General features: G+C 46.6%; 17 protein-coding genes. 9 read left to right on the forward strand and 8 right to left on the reverse strand.

Features of this window, described 5'->3' with window-relative positions; all coding sequences use genetic code 11:
* Both ACLI09_RS07400 and ACLI09_RS07405 read left to right on the forward strand, forming a co-directional pair.
* Entirely contained in the window at positions 1-450 is a 450-nt protein-coding gene (locus tag ACLI09_RS07400) for a T9SS type A sorting domain-containing protein (RefSeq protein ID WP_411418962.1), read from the forward strand.
* A 2-nt stretch (positions 451-452) separates the two neighbouring features.
* Positions 453-1,463, forward strand: coding sequence for a hypothetical protein (locus ACLI09_RS07405; protein WP_411418963.1), 1,011 nt, complete (start codon positions 453-455; stop codon positions 1,461-1,463).
* Between the two features lie 51 nt (positions 1,464-1,514).
* Here the strand turns inward: ACLI09_RS07405 and dusB are convergent, their stop codons facing one another.
* Complete coding sequence (dusB, locus tag ACLI09_RS07410) at positions 1,515-2,507, reverse strand: tRNA dihydrouridine synthase DusB (RefSeq protein ID WP_411418964.1); 993 nt, start codon at positions 2,505-2,507, stop codon at positions 1,515-1,517.
* 555 nt (positions 2,508-3,062) lie between these two features.
* Here dusB and ACLI09_RS07415 point away from each other — a divergent pair.
* Positions 3,063-6,845 (forward strand): T9SS sorting signal type C domain-containing protein, encoded by a 3,783-nt coding sequence (locus ACLI09_RS07415; RefSeq protein ID WP_411418965.1) that lies wholly within the window; start codon positions 3,063-3,065, stop codon positions 6,843-6,845.
* Between the two features lie 186 nt (positions 6,846-7,031).
* Here ACLI09_RS07415 and ACLI09_RS07420 read toward each other — a convergent pair whose 3' ends face one another.
* Positions 7,032-8,534, reverse strand: coding sequence for an Ig-like domain-containing protein (locus ACLI09_RS07420; RefSeq protein WP_411418966.1), 1,503 nt, complete (start codon positions 8,532-8,534; stop codon positions 7,032-7,034).
* A 653-nt stretch (positions 8,535-9,187) separates the two neighbouring features.
* Between ACLI09_RS07420 and ACLI09_RS07425 the strand changes: the two genes are divergently transcribed.
* The 3 genes from ACLI09_RS07425 to ACLI09_RS07435 all read left to right on the forward strand — a co-directional run bounded on the left by ACLI09_RS07425 (position 9,188) and on the right by ACLI09_RS07435 (position 12,915).
* The gene (locus ACLI09_RS07425) at positions 9,188-9,478 is read left to right on the forward strand and encodes a hypothetical protein (RefSeq protein WP_411418967.1); all 291 of its coding nucleotides are present in this window, start codon (positions 9,188-9,190) and stop codon (positions 9,476-9,478) included.
* A 188-nt stretch (positions 9,479-9,666) separates the two neighbouring features.
* Entirely contained in the window at positions 9,667-11,463 is a 1,797-nt protein-coding gene (gene lepA / locus ACLI09_RS07430; RefSeq protein ID WP_411418968.1) for a translation elongation factor 4, read from the forward strand.
* Between the two features lie 111 nt (positions 11,464-11,574).
* Positions 11,575-12,915, forward strand: a complete 1,341-nt coding sequence (locus ACLI09_RS07435) for a hypothetical protein (RefSeq protein WP_411418969.1) — start codon at positions 11,575-11,577, stop codon at positions 12,913-12,915.
* A 120-nt stretch (positions 12,916-13,035) separates the two neighbouring features.
* Here ACLI09_RS07435 and ACLI09_RS07440 read toward each other — a convergent pair whose 3' ends face one another.
* From ACLI09_RS07440 to panC, 6 genes are all read right to left on the reverse strand, one after another.
* Entirely contained in the window at positions 13,036-15,024 is a 1,989-nt protein-coding gene (locus ACLI09_RS07440; RefSeq protein WP_411418970.1) for a transglycosylase domain-containing protein, read from the reverse strand.
* A 5-nt stretch (positions 15,025-15,029) separates the two neighbouring features.
* Complete coding sequence (radA, locus tag ACLI09_RS07445; RefSeq protein ID WP_411418971.1) at positions 15,030-16,391, reverse strand: DNA repair protein RadA; 1,362 nt, start codon at positions 16,389-16,391, stop codon at positions 15,030-15,032.
* 490 nt (positions 16,392-16,881) lie between these two features.
* Positions 16,882-18,015, reverse strand: a complete 1,134-nt coding sequence (locus tag ACLI09_RS07450; protein WP_411418972.1) for an alpha/beta hydrolase — start codon at positions 18,013-18,015, stop codon at positions 16,882-16,884.
* A 45-nt stretch (positions 18,016-18,060) separates the two neighbouring features.
* Complete coding sequence (locus ACLI09_RS07455; protein WP_411418973.1) at positions 18,061-19,026, reverse strand: lysylphosphatidylglycerol synthase transmembrane domain-containing protein; 966 nt, start codon at positions 19,024-19,026, stop codon at positions 18,061-18,063.
* Complete coding sequence (gene panD / locus ACLI09_RS07460) at positions 19,023-19,373, reverse strand: aspartate 1-decarboxylase (protein WP_411418974.1); 351 nt, start codon at positions 19,371-19,373, stop codon at positions 19,023-19,025. Before panD ends, ACLI09_RS07455 begins: the two co-directional genes overlap by 4 nt.
* A 13-nt stretch (positions 19,374-19,386) precedes the next feature.
* Positions 19,387-20,232: a pantoate--beta-alanine ligase gene (gene panC / locus ACLI09_RS07465; RefSeq protein ID WP_411418975.1), complete on the reverse strand. Its 846-nt coding sequence runs from the start codon at positions 20,230-20,232 to the stop codon at positions 19,387-19,389.
* Positions 20,233-20,335: 103 nt separating this feature from the next.
* Here panC and ACLI09_RS07470 point away from each other — a divergent pair, with 103 nt between their 5' ends.
* The 3 genes from ACLI09_RS07470 to glmS are packed head-to-tail and all read left to right on the forward strand — an operon-like array spanning position 20,336 to position 24,737.
* Entirely contained in the window at positions 20,336-21,142 is an 807-nt protein-coding gene (locus tag ACLI09_RS07470; RefSeq protein WP_411418976.1) for a glycogen/starch synthase, read from the forward strand.
* A gap of 19 nt (positions 21,143-21,161) precedes the next feature.
* Positions 21,162-22,886, forward strand: coding sequence for a DUF4270 domain-containing protein (locus ACLI09_RS07475; protein ID WP_411418977.1), 1,725 nt, complete (start codon positions 21,162-21,164; stop codon positions 22,884-22,886).
* A gap of 3 nt (positions 22,887-22,889) precedes the next feature.
* Entirely contained in the window at positions 22,890-24,737 is a 1,848-nt protein-coding gene (glmS, locus tag ACLI09_RS07480; protein ID WP_411418978.1) for a glutamine--fructose-6-phosphate transaminase (isomerizing), read from the forward strand.
* The last annotated feature ends 33 nt before the right edge of the window (positions 24,738-24,770 follow it).

Consider the following 24,770-nt stretch of genomic DNA (forward strand, 5'->3'; position numbering starts at 1 on the left):
ATGATAAAACCAACTATTTCATTCCTTTTTGTTACAGGCGTAACGTTTGCCCAGAGTGTCATCGGGCATAACAACTCCGGTTCGGTAAACGGCCCGGGCCTTGCGTCGAGCGTAGGCGAAATATATGTGGTGCCGCAAAACCAAAACAACACGTCTGCCGGAACGCTGGCTGCCGCCACACAGGTGGTACTGGGCAACCTTGGTGTAAACGACTATGCCGTTATGGAGGGCGTAACCTACTACCCTAACCCGGTGCAAAACCTGCTTACCATTGATGTAAAGCAGGGCGTAAACCTTGCTAATGCGCAGGTTTATGACGCTAAAGGCACCCAAATTACACTACCGCGTGCTAACGGCAACACGCTCGATTTTTCATCACTTACCGCCGGGGTGTACTTTATCTCATTCCCCGAAACCAAACTTAAACCTATCAAAATCGTTAAAAACTAACAATGAAAAAACTTTACTTTTTATTACTGCTTATTTCAACAGGCCTTAAGGCCCAGGTACCACAGGGTTTTAGCTACCAGGCTGTAGCGCTAAACAGCGCCGGCAACGCCGTAGCATCGGCTCCCGTAAGGCTTCGCGTAAGCATACTGGAAAGCAGCGCTACAGGCAGTGCCAGTTATGTGGAAACGCATAATCCTACTACAAACAACGTGGGGCTATTTACACTTACCATAGGTATGGGCACACCGGTTACCGGTACCTTCAGCACGGTTAACTGGGCACAGAACTCAAAATTCCTTAAGGTAGAAATAGACGTTACTAACGGCACCAACTATGTTACGGTAGGCTCGTCGCAACTGCTTAGTGTACCGTATGCCATGTATGCGGGTTCGGTAGCGGGCATGGGATCGGGTGGCAATACATCACTGTTTACCAGCATGTATATGTATGGCACCTTTAACTCCTACAACCCTGCAACAGCGGTACAAATGAGCGGCAGTGATAGTTTTTACGCCTACAAGTACCTTACCGCAGGCACACAGGTAAAATTCATCCCGTCTACAAGTTCAACAGTGGCTTATGGTAATGGAGGCGGCAATGGCCTTGCCGCAAATGGTGCTGCATTCCCTATAGTGTCTGACGGTATATACCTTGTTACTGTACAGTATAGTGGTACAGGCGAAAACGAAATGCCTATTTATACGGTTGATTTTGATTCGGTAGCCGCGTATGTAAACCCTGACTTTTCGGGTGCAATGTTACCCATGACCTACAATGCCGGCACTAACACCCTTAGCTGTGTTTTAAATGTACCTGCGGGTACGCCAGCAGACTACCGTAAGTTTTATTTTAACATAGGTGGGGCGGTATATGGCGATAACCTTTTAAATGGCTCTATAGACAGCCAGGGTACAGAAATCACCATTCCCGGCACAACCGCGGGCAACTTCCTGGTTACCTTAAACCTTAATTCAACCGGCGACGGAAGCCCTTATACCATTACACAACAGTAATAGCCTGTTTATATAAAATAACAAAGCCCCTTGATTGGGGCTTTTGTTGTTTTATACGGGTTGGCCTTCGCCAAATTTTTGCAGTATGGCATCAAAGGCATTATACACATCCTGCGGATCATCGCCGGTTACCAGCTTTTGCCTGTGTTCTTTAAAATTAGGTATTCCCTTAAAATAGTTTGTATAGTGGCGGCGTGTTTCATTAACCCCTGCACGCTCACCCTTCCATTCTATGCTCCACTTCAGGTGGTTGCGGGCAGCCCCCACCCTGTCGGCTATGGTAGGGCCGGGCAGGTGCCCGCCGGTTGCAAAGAAATGCTTTATCTCGTTAAATATCCACGGGTAGCCTATGGCGGCGCGGCCTATCATAATACCGTCTATACCGTAGCGGTTTTTGTATTCCAAAGCCTTTTCCGGGTTATCGATATCGCCGTTGCCAAAAATGGGTATGTGTATGCGCGGGTTGTTTTTTACGCGGGCTATAGGGGCCCAGTCGGCTTCACCTTTATACATCTGGGCACGCGTGCGCCCGTGTATGGTAAGGGCCTTAATACCCACATCCTGCAGCCGCTCGGCCACCTCATCTATATTGATGCTGTTTTCATCCCAGCCCAGGCGCGTTTTTACGGTAACGGGCAGGCTGGTGCCGTTCACCACGGCCTTAGTAAGGCGCACCATAAGGTCTATGTCTTTTAGCACCCCTGCTCCGGCGCCTTTGCACACCACCTTTTTTACGGGGCAGCCAAAGTTAATGTCTACCAGGTCAGGGCTCACAGCCTCAACAATTTTTGCCGATAGTGCCATGGCCTCCTCATCCCCGCCAAATATCTGTATGCCTACCGGCCGCTCATAATCAAATATATCCAGCTTCTGGCGGCTTTTCATGGCATCGCGTATCAGGCCTTCACTCGATATAAATTCGCTGTACATAAGGTCGGCACCATGCGCTTTGCACAGCCTGCGGAACGGCGGGTCGCTTACGTCTTCCATAGGGGCAAGCAGCAGCGGAAATTCCGGCAACTCAATATTTCCTATCTTAACCATCACTCAACATTTTTTGCAAAAGTAATCATTTGATTTTGAACCGTAATAATAAATGTAGTGGTGGAAATTGATCCGTATGGGTTACAAAATCATAAAAACATCGACGAAACGCAAAAATAATCGACCAAATACATATGCCGCTTTTCAGAATTTTTAAATGAAAGACTATCAAAAATAGTTATTTTTTAAATAATTGAAAAAATATACCGAAAAATAACGCTAATCTGATATAAATACAGGCAACGGGATTTTTAACAAAAAAACATAGTTTTAATTTTTAAATTTGGCCGTAATAATCTTCTGAAAATAAACATTCTAAAGACTTAAATAACCAAGCAATATTTATAAATCATTATAGCATCTAACACACAACAGACAATTTTACACTAAAATAGGAGGCAATGCCTGCAAGCGAAAAAAAAGTACGTTAAAACCAACTTTATACTTGTTAAATCAGCATAAATAAAGGGGTTCTTTAACAATGTTTAACGTCCATTGTTTGCTGTCCCCGCCCATTATTGATTTTCTTTGCATTAATTAAAATTTAGATATTACATGAGGGTTCGAAAAATTACTTCTTTACAGAGGCTGCTATACCTTTGCCTTTTTTTAGCGCAGGCAGTGGCCTATTCACAAACGGTTACGGGCATTGCCCCGGGCAATGTAACGCAGCGTTCGATAGTTACCATATCGGGCAGCGGGTTTACATCATCATCTACTGTACGGTTTTACACCACCGCAGATTCGTCAACAAGCGCCACGTATGTAAGCGCCGCTTCGGTATCATTTATTTCTGAAACACAGCTGCGCGTTATCGTACCTACAGTTATCGCGGCAGGCGCTGCCCAGGCTACAAGGTCAATACGTGTGTATAACGGCAGCACACCGGGCGCTGCGTTTACCTACACCTACACGCCCCCTGCATTAACACCGGCATCGGCAGGTATTACAAAGGTTATTACTAACCATAACGGGTACTGGAACAGTGCCGCAAGCGGCGGTGTACAGCCCGATAGCGGGCATAGCGTTATGGCGTTTCAGTATGGCGGTACGTTGTATAGCACCGGAAGCGAAGCCGCTATAACCAGCGTGCTGGCCAGCAGTGCAAATACAGGTACCTATACCACCGGTAACTGGAGGGCTTTACCCATAAATAATATTGCGGGCACAGTGCCTGACACAAACAGCGGTAACCCTACCCTTATTGTACTGGCCAGTACCATAGACGGTAACGCAAACAGTTCGGTGCCGGGTTCGCCGGCCGTGGCGGGCCTCTCGGTGCGCGATGTACTTATAGACGGCATACGCGGGTTAAACCTGGGTACGGGGGTTACTAACCTGCCCGCCACATCGGTACTTACCTTTCAGGCGCAAAACATACTGCAAAATGTGGCAGGCGATGCCAAACCGGATATCCTGGTAAGCCAGGTGGCTGACCCAAGCGACAATTCATTTTCGGTATACTGCTTTACCGATGCCAGCGGTAACATTGTAGGCAACCCTATGCAAATAGCCCTAAACTCTGTTACCTCGTTAGGCAATTATAAAACCGACTTTTTTACGCTTCCCGCGGGAGCTGCCCTTAATACGGCCACCGTAAACGGATGGACTACCATAGGCACTAACACAAGGCCGATAAGGATGGTGGGCTACAAGCTATCAGACTTTGGTATTGACGAACAAAATAAGGGCCTTGTTACACAATTTAAAGTAATGCCCAGCGGCACCGGCGACCCGGCGTTTATGGCCTACAACAGGGAATCGTTTAACATACCCGCACCGGAAATTACAGGGCAGCCCCAAAGTATAGCGCTTTGCCCCGGCAGCACGGCTAACTTTACCGTAACGCTTGCTGCAACAGGTACCGAAACGGTATTCCAGTGGGAAAAAAACGGCGTAGCCTTAACTAACGGCGCCACCCCAGGTGGGTCTGTTATAAGCGGAGCCACATCGGCCACGCTAACCATTACAGGCATTGTACCTGCCGATAACGGCATTTACCGCTGTGTGGTATCTAACAGCGCCGGCGCGGCATTTAGTAACGACGCTTACCTTAATACCGTTACCCTTGATGCTTCTCCGGCTACAGGAACCTGCATTACTGCCCCTGCCACTATATTTGTCAGCGCAGAAGGCAACAACCCGCAATACCAGTGGTACAGCAATACTACAAACAGCAATACCGGCGGTACCAGTATTAACGGGGCAACAGGCAGCACCTATGCACCCCCTGTTGCAACAGCCGGCACAACATATTATTATGCAGAGTCGTACCCGGCAGGCTATTCGTGCGCGGTTACAAAATCGGCCGTTATACCTTTTACGGTGTACAGCCCATCGGTAGCCGGAACGGTTAACGACAACCAGACGGTATGCCCCGGCACGGGCGCGGTGGTATTCCTTACAGGCCATAACGGCGCGGTACAGTGGCAAAGCACCCAGGTATCGGACGGCAGCGGTGGCTGGACGGATATAGCAGGCGCCAATGCGGCAAGCTACAGTATACCATCGGTTAACGGCATTACTTATTACCGCGCGGTTGTAACTAACGGCACATGCGGCGCTGTAACATCAGGTACTACATCGGTAACAGCCAATACTACGTTTATATGGACAGGCAACGAAAGCACAAACTGGAACACGGCGTCTAACTGGTCCTGCGATGCCCTGCCTACCCCTGAAACCGATGTTACCATACCAGCCGCGCCAATAAACAAGCCGGTGGTTAATAACGACGGCCTTGCCCATGCAAAATCGCTTATTGTAAATGACGGTGCCCATATTACTATAGCCACAGGCGGTTCATTGCAGGTGGTAAACAACATTTCGGTTGCCCAGGCAGGAATATTTGTAGTAGAAAACAACGGTGCCCTTATACAGGACAATGAAACCAGCAACTCAGGCATAATTACCGTAAAGCGCGACACGAACCCGCTTTACAGGCTCGACTATACACTGTGGTCATCGCCGGTAAGTGATGTACGCCTGAGGGATTTCTCTATGGCAACATCAAACAACCGTTTTTATGAGTATAAGTACGACTTTAACGGCCTTGCGAATGTTGAAGGCTACTGGCCGGTAGACCCGCTTACCACCTACTTTACGCCCGCCAAGGCAATATTAATCAGGATGCCTAACGTTAACCCTGCCGTAACCGGATATTCTGAAGGTTTAGCCGCAACGGTGTTTAACGGCGTGTTTACAGGCAACCCATACAACGGAACCATACAAATACCGCTTTCGGTAATGGGCAACCGGTATACCGCAATAGGTAACCCGTATGCTTCGCCTATAAATATTAAAAACTTCTTTACCCAAAACAGCGGTGTGCTAAAGGCAGGGACGCCCATATACCTGTGGAGGAAAAGAAACAACCAGCTGGTATCGTCTTATGCCACAGTAACGCTTTCGGCTTTTGTGGCAAACCAGGCCACGTGGGACATCACCGGTCTTGATACTCCGGGTTATACATCGGGCGGGCAAACACAGGCGGGTTACTTTAGCGGTAACAGCGACAACTGGTTATTATCCCAGGGGCAGGGCTTTATTGTAAAAACCAACGATACCGATACCACCAGCCCCATGGTTACCTTTACAAACGCCATGAGGAAACCGGTACCGCAAACGGGCGGCCAGGCTTTCTTCAGGACGGCAGCAGAAACGCAATCGCGCCTTTGGCTTAACTTTAAAGATACCGAAAATGCCTTTAGCCAGTTAGCCGTAGCGTACAGCGAGGGCCAAACCCTGGGCATAGATTACGGCTATGACGGCTTAAGCCTGAGCGGCGAAGGCAATATGTCCATTTATACGCTGGCAGGCGAAAACAACCTTACCATACAGTCGCGGCCGGAATTTGATGTTACCGATGTGGTGCCCGTGGGCTATACCACAACCCATGCGGGCTCATTTACCATAGGCCTGGACCATGTAGACGGCGTGTTTGAAGCGGGCCAGAAAATTTACCTTCGGGATAATGCTGAAGGCATAGTGCGCGACCTTACCCAGGGCAGTTATACATTTACATCTGAAACAGGCACTGTTAACAACAGGTTTGATATTATTTACGCTTCGCCGTCTGCCGGGCTTGGAACCGACAGTACGTTACCAGACCCTAACACGGTTGTTGTGTACAGGCAAAACAACGTAATAAGTATTAACTCCGGCAACACATTAATGAACAGTGTAAAAGTATATGACATCCGCGGCAGGGTGCTGTACAGCCAGGATAACATAAACGCTGCCGAAACGTCTATAAACAACCTTTCGGTACAGCAGCAGGTTATTGTTGTAGAAGTAAATACAGAAAAAGGAACTGTGTCTAAAAAAGTGATTTTCTAAAAGAAACGCTTTCCCCTATATGTTACCCCTATAAAGGCATGTGCAATCCCCGGCACGTGCCTTTTGTTTTTAAACACTACATAGTTTACACTTTTTATTACAGCTGTTCCATAAAATTTAAGGGAATACCGGCCATAATTGAACCCTATTTTAAACTGTTGAAAAGGCACCCAAAATTAGTGCCTGCTATTTTACGGTAACCTTCCTGATATTAGATGCACCGGTTACGTTTTTCCTGTCAACTACTTTAGCCGATATAAAATAATCGCCGGGCGCATGATTTTTCCATGTAAAACTGTAGGGGGCCTTGGTGTCTTCCCCTAACAATACATCTCCGTTAAAAAACTGTACCTTAGCGATACTTTTTTTACGGCCTTTTACCGCTGCGGTAATAATAATTTCGCCTGCTTCGCCAAAGCTTGCTTTATCTGCCGGGCCGGTTATAAATACAGTTGGGGCATCCGGGTTTACGGGCACATCCCAGCCCTCTGTCCATTTGCGGTAATCGGTATCAGGATACGGGTGTACACGGACAATGGTATTTGCCTTAGTATCATTAAACAAAAATTTATCTATAAAGGCCTGCACCTCGCCATACGATTCCTGCGGCACTACACAATGGTTGTGGCCGCCGCGTATCGAAAAACCAAACCTGTCGGCTATGCCAAAGGCCTGGTACACTTTTTCGGCAGCGCGGTCTGCTACATACCCTGATTCGTCCCCCAGCCATTCATAATCAGGGTTGCCCAGCACAAACAGGGCGCGCGGGGCTATCATGGCTATAAGCTCATGGTGGTCGTGCGGCAATACGCCGGGCCGTCCCGAAAAATCGGCACCCATGGTGGGCATAAACCAGGCATAGTTGGTATTGTCTATTTTCTCTACTTTGCCGATGGTTTCAGAAACGCGCCAGGAGTTTACACCGCCCCCGCCCGATTCCTGGGCAATGGTAAGGGCAATGCGTTCATCAAAAGCGCCGGCAAACAGGGCCATCTTACCCGCATAAGAGCATCCTGTTACCGCAATGTGGCTTACATCAGCCTTCATTTGCGCCTGCACCAGCATTATACCGTCTATCAAACGGCTTATGCCCCACGACCACGCGCTGTAGTTACCCGCAGTAGCAAGCTCCGGGTACAGGCTGTAATAAGGGTCAGTGGGTACCTTGTTGCTGTTATTGGCATAGGTAACCACCTGGTTGTGCATAAACGGAACCTGTATGGCGCCCTCAAACAGGCTGGCCGGTATACTCCCGGTACCCCTGTTCATGCCTATTACCACTGGGAAAGGGCCTTCTCCGGCGGGCATGGTAACACTGGACGTTATTACAAGCGTGTGCCCCTTTTCGGTTACGCTTACCGTTAGCACCCCGTCACTATACGACGCTGTAATTGCGGCCGGGGCAACAGGCTTGGGGCCTATTTCATATTTTTCTATTTCGGCTTTTATTTCGTTTCTCCGGCGCTCCCAGTCGGCAAAATCAGTAGACCTGCCGCTGCCGTCAGACCAGCTAAAGGGGTCGGGCAGCATAGGATAGTTTACAAGGTCGCCCGCCGGGGGCAATGGCGGCAGGGCGTATGCCGCCCCTGTATTTTCCAGGCTGTAAACAAGTGGAGGCGTTTGCCCATAGGAATTAATCAGTGCAAACACGCTTATGATAAGTGCGCTGAACGTAGCTTTTGGTTTCATAAATAAACGATTGGTTTTTTAAAACATCAAATCCGGCTGTTTGCTTATCCCACGGCAGCCGTTAATTAATTTAAAACAAATGTGTTACTAATTTATGCATTTTAGGTTATCCGGTATAATTAATCAGCGAAATCGTTTTCATTTTTTGTGCCCCTGGGATGAGTGCAGCCTGCCATCCGCTTAACGCTTTTACCCCTCTAAAATGTATAAATTTCCCGGAAATGCCTGTTATCAGCCGTTTCCGGGAATTGGCCCGACGGCACCTCTTTGCCACTGGTCGTAACAAACAGACCATTTATCGGTACACACAATTTTATAAAAGCCTCCAAAATACCTTTGGATCAGGGTTAACAATTTTTAACACATCATAAAAATATGAAATGTCCTAAAAAGCTAATACTATAAAGACGCTTTTAGGCAGATAATAACTGCCGACAGAGCCCTTTACTTTTGTTATTTTATCCAGAAGGTACGTACAGCCCCCTGTACGTGCCTTCGTTTTTATACCATTTACCTGTTAGCAACATAACGTAAAAATTACCTTACAGAAAGTTCAATACCTTTCGTCGTAATAAAACAGCATTTTATCGTCAATTTGCTAAAACAAATTAAAGAAGATATTACTTTTGTGTTCGAATCGAATACTAACCACCATGAATTACCCAACCACATTACGCAGCATTATTGCTGTATTTTGCTTTATGACGGGCTATACCGCAGTGGCCCAAAACCAGGAAATAACCCGTACGGCAGCTGTAGCAAACACCACAGCAACCCCTGCCCCCGAAAGCGCGGCAAAAGCTGAAACAGCAAAAGATTTAAACGTACTTAGCACCCTGAAAGCGCAGTTTGCCGAAACCAAAATGCAGCGGAGGAAGCGCAAAAAGAACGACCCCATATTACTACCCTACAGCCTTACTAAAAAATCCTACAGCCTCTCTTAAAACAATATGCACTACACGCCGGCAGCCCGCCGGCGTTTGTTTTTTATACGATGCGCGCAATAGTAAAAAAGGCGCTTTGAAACCCGCTAACTTTAACTATATTTGCCGATTAAAAACCTACCTTTACAGGTAATGCCCCTGTGGGAGGTTCAGGGCAGGCTGCCCAAAAAATTGATTATACGAAGACGATGAAGCACATTAGGAATTTTTGCATTATAGCGCATATCGACCACGGTAAGAGTACCCTGGCCGACCGCCTGCTTGATGCCACGCAAACCGTTACCAAACGCGAAAGCCAGGCACAGCTGCTGGACAATATGGACCTGGAACGCGAGCGCGGCATTACCATAAAAAGCCACGCCATACAAATGGAGTACCACTATAAGGGCGAAGACTATATACTTAACCTTATAGACACCCCCGGCCACGTAGACTTTAGCTACGAAGTGTCGCGGTCTATAGCCGCCTGCGAGGGCGCGCTGCTTATTGTAGATGCAGCCCAGAGCATACAGGCGCAAACCATAAGCAACCTGTACCTGGCGCTGGAAAACGACCTGGAAATTATTCCCGTACTTAATAAGATAGACCTGCCCAGCGCTAACCCCGAAGAGGTAAGCGATGATATTGTAGACCTTTTGGGCTGCAGGCTGGAAGATATTATTCCCGCCTCGGGTAAAACCGGCCTGGGCGTGGATGAAATACTGGCTGCTATTATAGAGCGCATCCCGGCCCCAAAGGGCGACCCTGATGAACCGCTACAGGCGCTGATATTCGACTCAGTATACAACCCGTTCCGTGGTATTGAGGTTATTTTCCGTGTGATAAATGGCTCGATAAAAAAGGGCCAGAAGATAAAATTTATGGCTACCGGCAATGAATATTTTGCCGACGAGATAGGTACGCTAAAGCTGAACCAGGTGCCCAAGCAAATTGTGAGCGCGGGCGATGTGGGTTACCTCATCTCAGGTATTAAAGAAGCTAAAGAGGTTAAGGTGGGCGATACGCTTACCGATGCCAAAAACCCTACCCAAAACATGGTAAGTGGTTTTGAGGATGTAAAACCGATGGTATTCGCGGGTATTTACCCGGTAGATACAGAGGATTATGAGGAGCTGCGCAACTCTATGGAGAAGCTGCAGCTTAACGATGCCTCGCTGGTGTTTACGGCAGAGAGTTCCGCGGCGCTGGGCTTCGGGTTCCGATGCGGGTTCCTGGGCATGCTGCATATGGAAATCATACAGGAACGCCTGGAGCGCGAGTTTGACATGACGGTTATTACTACCGTGCCTAACGTTAGCTACCTGGCCTATACTAAAAAAGACCCTGAACACCCGATTATTGTAAATAACCCGAGTGACCTTCCTGAGCCGTCTAAACTGAGCCATGTAGAGGAGCCGTATATTAAAGCAACCATTATTACCAAGGCCGACTTTGTGGGCAACGTAATGGGCCTGTGTATTGAAAAGCGCGGTGTGATTACTAACCAGACCTACCTTACCACAGAGCGTGTAGAGCTTAATTTTGATATGCCGCTCGCCGAGATTGTATTCGACTTTTATGACCGCCTTAAAACGGTATCTAAGGGCTACGCCTCGTTTGACTACTCCCCTATCGGGATGCGTACCTCTAAGCTTGTGCGCCTTGACGTACTGCTAAACGCGCAGCCGGTAGATGCACTAAGCGCGCTGATTCACGAAGACAACGCCTACAACATAGGTAAAAAGATGTGTGAGAAGCTTAAGGAGCTTATACCCCGCCAGCAGTTTGACATACCTATACAGGCCGCTATTGGTGTTAAGGTAATCAGCCGCGAAACGGTTAAGGCGCTCCGTAAAGACGTTACCGCCAAGTGTTACGGTGGTGATATCTCGCGTAAGCGTAAACTCCTTGAAAAACAGAAAAAAGGTAAGAAACGTATGCGCCAGGTGGGCAACGTAGAGATTCCGCAGGAAGCGTTTATGGCGGTACTGAAGCTGAACGATTAAGCCCCCTAACCCCCAAAGGGGGAATTAGGACTGAAAGACGTAAGATTATAGATTATAGACCCGGTGCTGGTGTGCCGGGTTTTTTTGTAGATTTATTGGAAATACTTTTTTATGAGTGAAAATCATATTTTTTCAAGGTTAATGAGCGGAACTTACATTTTCAAAAATGAAAATTTTGCCGGTGATATAAAAATAACTCCGTCACACATAAAACTTCATAAAAATATAAGATTTGACAACTGTTCCTTTTCAAACAACCTGCTTTTTAAAAATATTGAATTACCCATAAATATAACCTTCGTTGATTGTAGTTTTTATGATGGCCTCGAAATTATCGAATGTAAAATACAGAATCTAAAATTCAAGGATCAAAAAAAAATTAAGGATGTTATCATAATGAGTAGTGAATTTCAGTCGATTATTTTCAACACTGATCATAATCTTGAAGGTGATTTTGCAATTAGGCAAACAGTTGTTCACTTTGAAATCAACTTCTCAAAAATAAAATACTTAAAAAGCTTAAGGCTTGAAATCAATTTTAACCTTGAAGTAATCCCCAATAGATTAACGACGTTACTTAATCATTCTAATTTTAAAAATTTGCACATTCATGGACAGGTTGGAGGATGTCTACTTGATAGAACTATAATTGATGAAACCCTAAAATTTGATAATGTCTACTCAAGAGGTTTAAATTTAAATAAGGCATTATTAAAAGGAAAAGCAGTATTTAAAAATTGCAATTTCGGCTCTATATTTAGATTCACTAATGTGAATGCTATTGAATGCAATGTGTCCTTTGAATTATGTACGTTCGAAAAACACACTTTCTTCTCGGGAACCTACGCAAATAATTTCGAAATCAAAGATGTATCATTTGAAGCCAGGGCTTCTTTTGACTCTTTAAAAGTTGTTAATATAGACTTTTATCTTGTAACTTTCCAAAAGATAGCTTTTTTTGACAACCTCAATATCTCTAACGTTGTCGGATGTAATCGCAGGACTTTAAGAACAATTAAACAGGAATTGCAAAAAGCAGAAAACCGTATAGACTACAACCGCTTTCGTGCCTACGAATTACAAGCTTTTTATAGAGAACTCAAATGGAATAAAAATTTTAAAGATTGGTTTATCTTAGGGGCAACCCGTGTTGTAACAGGTTTTGACCATAGTTGGACTCGTGCATTTTGGTTTACTATTGGTTCTGGAATACTTTGCTATTCAACACTCTATTTTACCCAATTTCACGGAAGCTATGATTTTAGCGAACTAAACAATTTCTTTACCGGAGCTTTTCGTTTCTTTTTGATAACCGATTTTTCAAGTCCCTTTGAAGAAAAAGGAACCTACCTCACAAACGCTTGGCTTTGGATTCCCCTTATCCTCGGCAAAATAGTCATCGCTTTCGGCATCTACGAAATGATACAGGCCTTCCGTAAGTTTAAGGCGTGATGGATTACTTGGCCAGTTCGGCTAAAGCCTCGGGTGCCACGATCATTCCTCCCTTGCAATGACAGTACGCCGGCACGAGTGAAGCTCCCAACAACCAGCAACCATCAACCAAAAACCTCCCTAATACGCCAGCTTGCTCAGCGTCTCAAAAAACTCGTCGGCTTTAATGGAGTCGTTTGCAAAAATAGCCTCTTTGCTTAGGGGCAGCCTGCCGCGTGCACGGCCCAGGATAACCACGTTGCCGCTTTGGGCAATGGTGTCTTCGGCAGTGATGAGGCCCCGGCGCAGCATGATGTTTTTGATGTAATTATCGTGCCTGATGGCATAGCCCTTAAGGTCGCCGTTACTGTCAAATTTATACATAAACTTTTTCGGGCTGGGGATAATGCTCGCCAGGTACACGCTCTCGTCCAGGGTAAGCTCTGCCGGCGCCTTATCAAAATAATAGCGGGCCGCTTCGCCTATGCCATATACGTCAGGGCCCCACTCTATCACGTTAAAATATACCTCAAGCATGCGCTCTTTGCTGGCTATGCGGTTGTTTTCTAATATGTATACCAGCAAAATTTCCTCCAGCTTGCGCGAAAGGGTTTTCTCCCGGTTCAGGAACACGTTTTTAACCAGCTGCATGCTGATGGTACTGCCGCCTCGGCTGAACTTTTTGGTCTTTATGTTCTTGATGATACTCTGGCGGAACGCCTCGGTAATAAACCCCCTGTGGCGAAAGAACGAAGGGTCTTCGCTGGTAAGCACTGCCTGCCTCAGGTAAGGCGATACCTGGCTTATGGGCGTATAGTTAGGGTTAGAAGGGCCCACCACTATGGCGCGCTGTGCCCGGCCGTCTTCAATGGCGCGGTAGGTAAAGGCCGTGTTGAGCTTGGCAAGGTTAGCCTCGCCATATTTAAGAATCTCAAGGCCATCGCGCTTCAGGGTGCTGTCAAACACCAGTGCATTGGGCTTATTTTTGTTGAATAAAAAGTCGAGCCTGTAGCTAAAGTCGCCTTTGGCCTCCATGCCCTCAAAATTGGTAAACAGCCCGGTGGGCAATGAGGTTATAAAATCCTGCGCGGGCATCTTGGGTATGTTGGCCTTTACCTGGTAAATGGTATCGGCTGCCACGCTGTAGCGCGCAAAGGGGCGGAATTTGATTTTATTAAGCTGCACCGTACTGGTGCTGTCAAGCGCTATAAAATCGCCGCCAAAGAGCACGTGGTAGTCAAAACGCGCGTTGTTTATCACCACATCCTTACTGGCTATACGGCGGTTGTTTACCATAAAATTCTGTATGGACGCGTAGCCGTCTACGTGCAATTCGCCGCCCTGCATGTCCATGTTTTCCACTTTCAGGTTAATGGCGTCAAAACCACTTTTTATATGGAAGCGTTTTGCAATATACGGCACCACAATACGGCCCGTATCGGCATTAAAGAACTTAAGGTCACACTGGTGACCGCGCGGGTCGGCCATGCCGCTTACCTTCCAGTGCTGCACTATGGTGTCTTCGCTTACGCGTAGCAGGGTTTCCAGCTTGTTATCGGCCAGGCGGGTATCGTCCAGCTTCAGGTTCAGCTTGTGGCCTTTATCGTCTACACGCAGCTCCAGGTTTTGCAGCGCCATATCGGTAGGGATAAGGTTAAGCACCTTATTCATAATGTTATAAGCACGGTCGGCATAATTGGTTTCAGCCGTATCATCCTCATCGGCCGTATCCTTTTTCGACTTAAGCAGCGATCGGAAATTCCAACCCAAAGTATCGCGCACCAGGCTAACATAGCCGTCGCTCATGTGCAGCGTGCCCAGCTGTACATCGCCCACCAAAACGTGCGACAGGTTGATGCTCGTGCTTACCTCTTTAACGTTTACCAGTGTGTCCTGCCCGTTTGGCACCAGGCTTACGCCCTTCATTTCTATGCCGCTTAGCCCGCTAAAGCTGGCTGCCTGCACATTGAAAGACGCGTTACGCTCGGCCACTTTTAGCTGTACCTTGGCAATTACCTGCTCAAGTATGGTGTTGCGAAAGGCAAAAAAACCTATTATACCCAGTACCAAAAAGATGGCGAGGGTAATGCCCGTGCGTTTCGCTATTTTTTTATAATTAAGTTTTCGCATATGTGTTATCCAAAAAGGTGGCCTGCAACATCTTCTATCCGGGCCACCAGTTTTATGTCTATCGCCGTGTTCTTTAACGAGATCTTGTTGTACTTCGATACAAAAATAGCAGAAAAACCTAACTTCTCTGCTTCCAGTATGCGTTGTTCTACACGGTTTATGGGGCGTACCTCGCCGCTAAGGCCTATTTCGCCCGCAAAGCAGTAGCCTTTGTCTATGGGTATGTCTTCGTTTGATGACAATATAGCGGCAACCACGGCAAGGTCTATGGCCGGGTCGTCTACGTTTATACCGCCGGTAATGTTAAGGAACACGTCCTTTGCCCCCAGGCGAAAACCCGCCCTTTTTTCGAGCACAGCCAGCACCATGTTGAGCCTTTTTGCATTATAGCCCGTGGTGCTGCGCTGCGGCGTACCGTATACCGCGCTGCTTACCAGTGCCTGTATCTCAACCATAAGCGGGCGCATGCCCTCCATGGTGGTGGCTATGGCGGTACCGCTAAGGTTTTCCTCGCTGTGCGAAATCAAAATTTCAGACGGGTTAGCCACTTCGCGCAGGCCGCTGCCCAGCATTTCATAAATGCCCAGTTCGGCGGTGGAGCCAAAGCGGTTTTTTAGCGAACGCAGTATGCGGTATACGTGGTTGCGGTCGCCCTCAAACTGCAGTACGGTATCTACCATGTGTTCCAGTATCTTGGGCCCGGCAATGGAACCGTCCTTTGTAATATGTCCAATCAATAGCACCGGGACGTTGCTTTGCTTGGCAAATTTTATAAGTTCGGCAGTGGTTTCGCGTATCTGGCTGATGCTGCCCGCGGATGATTCTATATAGTCTGAATGCAGCGTTTGTATCGAGTCGACAATCACCACTTCGGGGTCTAAGGCCTCTATCTGCTTAAAGATGTTTTGGGTTTTGGTTTCGGTAAGTATGTAGCAGTTATCTGCCGCGGCGGTTATGCGTTCGGCGCGCATTTTTATCTGTTTCTGGCTTTCCTCGCCGCTTACATACAGCGTACGGTAGGGCAGCTTTAACGATATCTGCAACAGCAGCGTACTCTTGCCAATGCCCGGCTCGCCACCCAATAGCGTAAGCGAACCCGGTACCAGGCCACCTCCCAGCACACGGTTCAGTTCGCCATCGCCGGTATCAAGGCGATGCTCGCTGCTGCTGTCTATTTCTGTAATGCGCAGGGGCTTATCGGCTTTTTTTGTGGCAGGGGCACTCGCGTTCCACGAGGGCTTGTCTTCCTTAACGATGAGTTCCTCCACTATGGTATTCCACTGCTTGCAGGCATTGCACTGCCCCTGCCAGCGGGCATACTGGGTGCCGCAGTTCTGGCAATAAAATGATGTTTTTACTTTAGCCATTTAGGTGTTTTGGTACGTACAACCAAAGATAGGTTTTTTTGGGGAATGCGGGTATGTGACGATTTGTTAATTCGGGAGAATAGCTATGGGTGAGAGTTTCAAACAATAAGGCTTTAAAATTGCAAAGACAACCCGAGGATTGCCTTTGCTGCTATCTATAAAGATTAAACTTTCGTTGTATTTCAAACTATTACTATTAATGTATCATTTTGTAAAAACACCTAATCTGAAACATTACCTGATGCCTGAAGCGTCATAAAGAGAGGTGATTCATACCTAAAACCTTATTTGTATATTTAGTTAGTTGAAAAAGCTACTTCCTGTCCTGGCTTTTGGGTCAATATTCATCCACCTGCCCAGTGCTGGGTCATAATTAAGTGCTCCGTAGTCGTATAGGTTAAGCCCCAGCTCGTCTTGCAGTTCCTTACATTGTACTTATACTTATGAGTGAAGCTCCAAATTAACAAATCCACGCATCCACTAAAAAAACCTACATTTTCTCCGATTTCTCTACGATAAACTCTTTGGTATACTCCCCTACACTATCATAGGCATAAGCATTAAGGTATACTTTTTTGGCTTTTTTGTAGTCGCCGGTCATTTCATAGAACAGGCCTTCGTAGTATTCGCCTATTATCGTTTTAGGGTAATTGGCTTTAGCAAGTTTGCTAAGGTCTTTAAGCTCATCATACATGGCATTTTTAAGTATGGCGGCTTCTATGGCTTTAAAGTCATTAAGCCTTATGGTCATTTTTGTACCCAGGTCTTTTTCAATGATATCATATTTTTTAACCAGGTAATCTACATAGCCGCTCGGCAGGGTAACAATTTTTTCCTGGTACTCAACAGGCGAAATGGGCTTGTATGAGTTGTAAATACCATAAAGCGCCGCAGGTACCCCCATAGGGATAACCGAATAGTGCGAGCCACCGGTAAACTCATCATACATATAGGTAAGGTTTGTATTCTTAACGGTTTTTAAGTTCTCGTTAAGCGTTTTAATGTTATCCCTAAGCCTTTTAATATCGCCTTCGGCACTGCACAGGTAAAAAAACGTGGGGCTCTTTACCTTGCCGAGCATCTCAGGGATACGGTTTTCCATTTCCGTGGCCATATCCGGGCTAAAGCTTATATAACCCCTAAAGGGCGGGTTTTCTTTATACATAAAAAAGTGAGCCATACGCGCTGTCATGTCATGCCCGGCTATAATCCTGAACGGTGAAATAGGGTATTTTTTATCAAGGTACGGCAGGAGCTCATCGCCTATAAACTGAAAAAAATTATCGCCACTGCCCTCGGGCAGGCCTTCGTCGCTGGTGCGCACATCGTTCATCCGCTGCTCATCATCGCCGTTCATCTCTACCCCTACTATAATGGTTTCAGGCATTTCATCCCAGTAATAGGCATATTCAAGGTTCCCGGCAAAAGGGTCTACAAGGTATTCTCCGTCCAGTACAAGCAGTAAGGGGTATTTTTTATTTTTATCCACCCCAAATGATGGCGGGGTAAGTATACGCAGTTTTCGGGTAGCGTTGAGTTTTTTGCTGGATATCTCATCCATCTTGATTTGGGCCAAGAGGGGCACTGCCGTAAGTAAAAACAGCGTTACTATAATGTTTTTCATAACTTTACAATTTTAAGGGGATAAAATGCAAAGCAAGATAGCAATTTATTTTTTCCTATAGAACAATGTGAGCGCTAAAAATGAAAAACACCCTAAAAAAATAATAAGCAGTGTTTGCGAACCCCATACAATCCACCCAAAAGCGGTTCCATCTGTAAAAGGCACATTGTAAGCCACAAGCACATTAGCCACCGCCAGCGGAAACGACCCTACGCCGCCGTTTGTAAACGTTATGGCAAGGCTGCCCACCACAAACGCCACCAGCGTGGTGCCAAAACTAAGGCCTGCCGTTTGCGGTATGGCAAAAATAGAAATGTAGAACATGCTTATATAAGTAAGCCATATATATACCGACAGCAGTAAGAAAGGCCATTTATCAGGCATTTTAAAAACGCTCAGGGCGCCTTCGGTAATGCCGCTTACTTTGTCTTTTAGCTTTGTTAGCCAGGCTGCTTTTCCGTATATATAATATAACAAGGCAGATGCGCCCAGCACTGCGGCGGCTATGCCATATATTATAAGCTTGTGGAAAGGTACGTTTTTAAGGTAGCTGCTCAATTCTCCAAACTTAAGGGCTATAGTAAGTCCGGTGCATATTATAAGCAGTATAAGGTCTACCACGCGCTCGCTTATTATGGTGCCCAGCGCTTTGTCAAACGGCACGTCGCTGTTGCGGCTTATTACTGCCGCGCGGGCTACCTCGCCGCTGCGTGGTATGGCCATATTTACCACATATGTAACACATACCGCTGTAAAACGCACAAAAAACGGGGCAGTATAGCCCATGTGGGCCAGCGTATATTTCCATCGGTAGGTGCGGGCCCAAAAGCCTGTAACCCCGGCCAGAAGTGCAAGCCCCATATACCAGTAATTTGCGCTACGGAAACTGTTTCCCATCCGTAAGCGCTCTTCCGGCGTAAGCTTATTGTAGGTGTATATAATTAAAAATACTCCCAGTGCCAGTGGGAGTATAATACTTAGTGCTTTAAAAATTTTCTTTTTCAGGCTCATGTGAGCGAATTGTCTTTTTCGTTAGGGAACACAATGGCGGGCTTAAAATTTTTGGCTTCCTCAAAATCGAGTATGCCGTACGATATTATGATAATAATATCGCCTTTCTGTACCTTACGGGCTGCCGGGCCGTTAAGGGTAATATCGCCGCTGTTCCTGTTCCCTTTAATAATATAGGTTTCAAGGCGCTCACCGTTATTGATGTTCACTATACTAACCTTCTCTCCTTCTATCATATTGGCGGCTTCCATCAGCGCTTCGTCTATGGTAATGCTTCCAATATAGTTTAAATCGGCTCCGGTAACCGTAACACGGTGTATCTTGGATTTTACAACTTGAATTTGCATGGGGCAAAGGTAATCAATTTAGCGAAATATTGTCTATTAACCTTACGTTACCCAAAAATACTGCAATAAAAGCCCTGTATTTCCTGTTTTCCTTTACCGTTGCGGGTTCCAGTGTATCTTCCGGCGCTATCTCAAAATATTCTGTGGTAAATTCAGGGTGGGTGGCAAGGGCAGCTGTTACATACCCTTTAACCTGGGCAATGCTGCCGGTTTTAAACTGCTCCCGGGCGCCCTGCAGCGTTTTGTAAATCAGCGCGGCGGCCTCCCGCTCTGTGGGCTTAAGGCGCTCGTTACGCGAACTCATGGCCAGCCCGTTTGGCTCACGGCTTATGGGGCAGCCTATAATGTTTATGGGCATATTGTTTTTTTCAACCAGCTTTTTTACTATCTGCAGCTGCTGAAAATCTTTTTCGCCAAAGTAGGCATTGGTGGGTTGCACTATGTCAAACAGCTTTTTTACAATAGTACCCACGCCGTCAAAATGCCCGGGGCGGTGCGCGCCTTCCATCTGGTACTCCAGCCCGTCAAAATCATAATGGGCGCTTGTGGTATTGCCGTCATACATTTCGTCCACTTCGGGCGCAAAAACAACAATGCCTTCGTCCAGCGTGGCAATTTTAGCGGCATCGGCTTCCAGCGTGCGGGGGTATTTAAGCAGGTCGTCCGGGTTATTAAACTGGGTGGGGTTTACAAAAATGCTTACTACGGTAACGGCATTTTGCAACAGCGATTGCCGCATGAGCGACAGGTGCCCGCTGTGCAGCGCCCCCATGGTGGGCACAAAGCCAATGGTATTTTGAGCAGGGCGGTACTGTTGCAGGTGCTGCTGAAGGGCATCTTTTTTACTGAAAATAAGCATATACAGGGTCTTAAAAACGCGCTAAATTAATATATAGTTATAAACTGGGCAAAAATGTTTAATTTTGCAGTGTTTTTATACCCAAACAAAAATAGCATTGAAGATGGAGGATAAGAGGATATTATATGTATCATCTGAAGTAGTACCTTATTTGGCAGAGAATGAAGTTTCGCTTATGTCGTATGATGTGCCAAAAATGATTAACGACCAGGGCGGGCAGATACGCATATTTATGCCCCGATATGGCAACATAAACGAGCGCAGGCACCAGCTGCATGAAGTTATACGCCTAAGCGGTATGAACCTTGTGGTTAACGACATGGATATGCCCCTTATAATTAAGGTAGCCTCTATACCTAAAGAGCGTATACAGGTTTACTTTATAGATAACGATGAGTATTTTAAACGCAAGGCCACCTTTACCGATGAAGAAGGCACACTGTACCCGGATAACGACGAGCGCGCCATATTTTTTGCAAAAGGCGTGGTAGAAACCGTAAAGAAACTAAACTGGGTGCCCGATATTATACACGTGCACGGGTGGATGGCAAGCCTGCTGCCCGTATATATGAAACACTACTACAAAGACGAGGCCCTGTTTGCCGACACTAAAATTGTTACCTCGGTTTACGGGCAGAGTTTTGACGGCACACTGAACGATAAAATGATGGATAAGGTGCTTTTTGACCAGATACCTGCCGACGCGGTAAGCGTGCTTGAAAGTTCTGATTTCGAAAATATTATGAAGGTTGCCGTAGCACACAGTGATGCGGTTATCATCGCTTCGCCTAACGTGTCTGAAAGCCTTACTGCTTACATAGCAGCCTCGGGCAAACCCTTCCTCGAATTTGCCGGAAAAGATAATTTTGCATCGGCGTATACTAATTTTTATAAAAATCAGGTTCTATAGTAAACCTTTTAAAAAATATATGAATAATTTTTCCCTGATAAAAAAGTTTTTGTTTGCCTTTGCGGCCATTTTACTTATAGCATCGTGCGACGATGAGTTTGACGAACTTAACAGCAACATTATAGACGGCGACATACACACCGGCCAGGAACGTTTTGAAGGTTCGGTTGTAGCCTATGACAGGCCTACCGGCGGCGTGCAAACCAGCAGTGCCACTACAAATTTTTTGGGCATTTATGACAACCCCGTTTTAGGCAAAACCACTGCCAGCTACATTACACAGCTGGAACTGGCCACAACTAATTTAAACACTAAGTTTACAGACCACATGGTGGTAGACTCCGTTTGGGTTTACATACCCTACTACAACCAGGTTGTAAGCAGCGAAACCGAAAACGATACCACCCGCACCACATACTCCCTCAACCAGGTATATGGCGACAGTACGGCACAATTTAACCTGAAAATACGAAAAAACGATTTTTACCTTCGTGCTACCGACCCCGCAAGCGGCGGCAGTGCAGCGCAGTACTACTACTCTGACCAGAAAGCGCTTTTTGAGCCCTACCAGGTTACAAACCTTCGTGCTGATAGTCAGCCAATTAATGGGTTTAGCAACGATGAGATACGCCGCGCCGCAACGTATGTGAATGATGAAAACGTTGTTACGCCCGTAACAGCCGAAGTACTTCAACCCGGCTTGTTTGTGTATCTTGATAAGCAATTTTTTAAAGACTATATAATAAGCGATGCCGGCGAGCCTAACCTGGTAAACAACACCGTGTTTAAAAATTACTTCCGTGGCATATCATTTACGCCGGAGCAGGTGGGCAGCACCAGCGCCATGGCCGCGTTAAACTTTGCGGCGGGTTATGTTAAGATAAAATATACGCAGGACGATTATGACAGCAACGGCGACCCGGTGCTCGATGAAAATGGTATCGTTAAAAGGGAAAGCATACTAATGACCCTGAACATGACGGGCGCCCACGTAAACCTGTTTGAATTTGAGCCTAAGCTGGATTATAATAATGCCATAACAAACAGTAACACCGTTAATGGCGATGACCGCCTGTATATTAAAGGCGGCGGCGATGGTAGTATAGCCATGATTGACATACTTAAGGATGAAGAGCTTGCAACCCTTAGGAATATGCTTGTTGATGAAGCTAACCCTGAGGAAAGAGATACAATACTTATAAACGAGGCCAACCTTATTTTTTACCTTGATGAAGATAAAATGGACCCTCTTAGTGTAAAGCTGTTTGGCGACTCAAGGCTCGAAGACAACCCTACCCCATACAGGATATACCTGTATGATGTAAACAACAAACGCCCGGTTTACGATTACTTAACCGACGGCAGTACCTTTGCCGATAGCCGTTATAACCGTTCAGTATATGGCGGTATACCATTTAAGGACAGCCGTGGCAGGACGGCTTATAAAATACGACTCACAAACCATATCAGTAACCTGATTAAATATGCCGACTCTACAAATGTTAAGCTGGGGCTTGCGGTTACTAACGCTATTGATGTAAACAGCAATGCACAGCTGCATACACCATTTACTGAAACATGGGGCGGCAATACCGTTAACGTGAGTGCAGTACCGTTTGCCAATGCAATGAACCCTTTTGGGTTAGTGCTTTTTGGGCCTAACATACCCTTCAGCAACGATCCAGATTCAGATTATGCTAAGCGCTTAAGGCTTGAGATTTATTATACAAAAAAACGCGACTAAATTATGTGTGGAATTGTTGGTTATATTGGCCACAGGCAGGCATACCCTGTAATAATAAAAGGGCTGCAGCGCCTGGAGTACCGCGGTTACGACAGTGCCGGTGTGGTACTGTATAATAACGGCAGCCTTAACGTATGCAAAACCAAAGGCAAGGTAAGCGACCTGCAGGCAAAGGCCGATGCCGGGCTTGATAAAAGCGCCACCATAGGCATAGGCCACACACGCTGGGCTACCCACGGCGTGCCTAACGATGTTAACTCGCATCCGCACGTGTCTAATTCGGGCAACCTTGTTATCGTGCATAATGGTATTATCGAAAATTATGAGCCCATTAAAAAGGAACTCACAAAACGCGGCTACACGTTTAGCAGCGATACCGATACCGAAGTATTGGTTAACCTTATAGAAGAAGTAAAAAAACAGGAGCATATAAAACTGGGCAAGGCGGTACAGATAGCCCTTAACCAGGTGGTGGGCGCTTATGCAATCGCTGTTTTTGATAAACAAAACCCCGACGAAATGGTGGCGGCCCGCCTGGGCAGCCCATTAGCCATAGGCGTGGGCGAAGGCGAATTCTTTATTTCGAGCGATGCCTCGCCGTTTATAGAATATACCAGCAATGCCGTATACCTTGATGACGAGGAGATGGCCATAATAAGCCTTAAGAAAGACCTGCGCATCCGCAAAATAAAAGACGACTCACTGGTAGACCCCTATATACAGGAACTGCAAATGAACCTGGAGCAGATAGAAAAAGGCGGTTTTGACCACTTTATGCTTAAGGAAATCTATGAGCAGCCTAATGCTATTAAAGACACCTTCCGCGGCAGGATACGCGTGGCAGAGGGCATCGTAAAAATAAGCGGCGTAGAAGACAACCTGCTTAAGTTTACCAATGCTAACCGTATACTCATCATTGCCTGTGGTACCTCATGGCACGCGGGCCTTGTAGCCGAATATATTTTTGAAGAATTTGCCCGTATTCCGGTAGAGGTAGAATATGCCTCAGAGTTCCGTTACAGGCACCCGGTTATCCGCCCGGATGATGTGGTTATCGCCATATCACAGTCCGGCGAAACTGCCGATACGCTTGCGGCTATTAAATTGGCTAAAGAGCACGGCGCGTTTGTATTTGGGGTATGTAACGTGGTGGGTTCGAGCATTTCTCGCGAAACGCACAGCGGGGCGTATACCCACGCCGGCCCTGAAATAGGTGTAGCCTCTACCAAGGCATTCACCACCCAGATTACTGTGCTTACCCTTATGGCGCTGCGGATAGCAAGAGCCAAGGGCGCCATGGCACGTGCCGATTATTTCCGCTATTTACAGGAGCTGGAGCTAATACCGCAACTGGTGGAGCAGGCATTGCAGACCAATTTACAAGTGCAGGCCATTGCCGCCATTTATAAAGATGCGCCTAACTGCCTGTACCTGGGCCGTGGGTTTAACTTCCCCGTGGCGTTAGAGGGCGCGCTTAAGCTTAAGGAAATTTCGTACATACACGCTGAAGGCTACCCTGCCGCCGAAATGAAGCACGGCCCCATCGCCCTGATTGACGAGAAAATGCCGGTGGTTATCATTGCGCCGAAACAGGAGCATTACGACAAGATTGTTAGTAACATACAGGAGATTAAAGCCCGTAGCGGTAAAATCATAGCGGTGGTTACCAAGGGCGATACCCAGGTAAAAAACCTTGCCGACCACGTTATAGAAATCCCCGAAACCAGCGATGCGCTTAGCCCGCTTATTACTACAATCCCGCTACAGCTGCTTAGCTACCACATTGCGGTAATGCGCGGCTGTAATGTAGACCAGCCAAGAAACCTGGCAAAATCAGTTACGGTGGAGTAATTCTACTTGATATTTATTATTTGATATAGGCCT

The sequence above is a fragment of the Flavobacterium sp. RHBU_24 genome, from assembly GCF_046613695.1.
Classification (GTDB): domain Bacteria; phylum Bacteroidota; class Bacteroidia; order Flavobacteriales; family Flavobacteriaceae; genus Flavobacterium.

Coding starts and splice junctions, on each gene's coding strand:
- ACLI09_RS07435 (WP_411418969.1), top strand. CDS start 11,575: ATGAGTGAAAATCATATTTTTTCAAGGTTAATGAGCGGAACTTACATT.
- ACLI09_RS07440 (WP_411418970.1), bottom strand. CDS start 15,024: ATGCGAAAACTTAATTATAAAAAAATAGCGAAACGCACGGGCATTACC.
- ACLI09_RS07420 (WP_411418966.1), bottom strand. CDS start 8,534: ATGAAACCAAAAGCTACGTTCAGCGCACTTATCATAAGCGTGTTTGCA.
- ACLI09_RS07475 (WP_411418977.1), top strand. CDS start 21,162: ATGAATAATTTTTCCCTGATAAAAAAGTTTTTGTTTGCCTTTGCGGCC.
- ACLI09_RS07455 (WP_411418973.1), bottom strand. CDS start 19,026: ATGAGCCTGAAAAAGAAAATTTTTAAAGCACTAAGTATTATACTCCCA.
- lepA (WP_411418968.1), top strand. CDS start 9,667: ATGAAGCACATTAGGAATTTTTGCATTATAGCGCATATCGACCACGGT.
- panC (WP_411418975.1), bottom strand. CDS start 20,232: ATGCTTATTTTCAGTAAAAAAGATGCCCTTCAGCAGCACCTGCAACAG.
- ACLI09_RS07470 (WP_411418976.1), top strand. CDS start 20,336: ATGGAGGATAAGAGGATATTATATGTATCATCTGAAGTAGTACCTTAT.
- dusB (WP_411418964.1), bottom strand. CDS start 2,507: ATGGTTAAGATAGGAAATATTGAGTTGCCGGAATTTCCGCTGCTGCTT.
- ACLI09_RS07415 (WP_411418965.1), top strand. CDS start 3,063: ATGAGGGTTCGAAAAATTACTTCTTTACAGAGGCTGCTATACCTTTGC.
- panD (WP_411418974.1), bottom strand. CDS start 19,373: ATGCAAATTCAAGTTGTAAAATCCAAGATACACCGTGTTACGGTTACC.
- ACLI09_RS07450 (WP_411418972.1), bottom strand. CDS start 18,015: ATGAAAAACATTATAGTAACGCTGTTTTTACTTACGGCAGTGCCCCTC.
- glmS (WP_411418978.1), top strand. CDS start 22,890: ATGTGTGGAATTGTTGGTTATATTGGCCACAGGCAGGCATACCCTGTA.
- radA (WP_411418971.1), bottom strand. CDS start 16,391: ATGGCTAAAGTAAAAACATCATTTTATTGCCAGAACTGCGGCACCCAG.
- ACLI09_RS07400 (WP_411418962.1), top strand. CDS start 1: ATGATAAAACCAACTATTTCATTCCTTTTTGTTACAGGCGTAACGTTT.
- ACLI09_RS07425 (WP_411418967.1), top strand. CDS start 9,188: ATGAATTACCCAACCACATTACGCAGCATTATTGCTGTATTTTGCTTT.
- ACLI09_RS07405 (WP_411418963.1), top strand. CDS start 453: ATGAAAAAACTTTACTTTTTATTACTGCTTATTTCAACAGGCCTTAAG.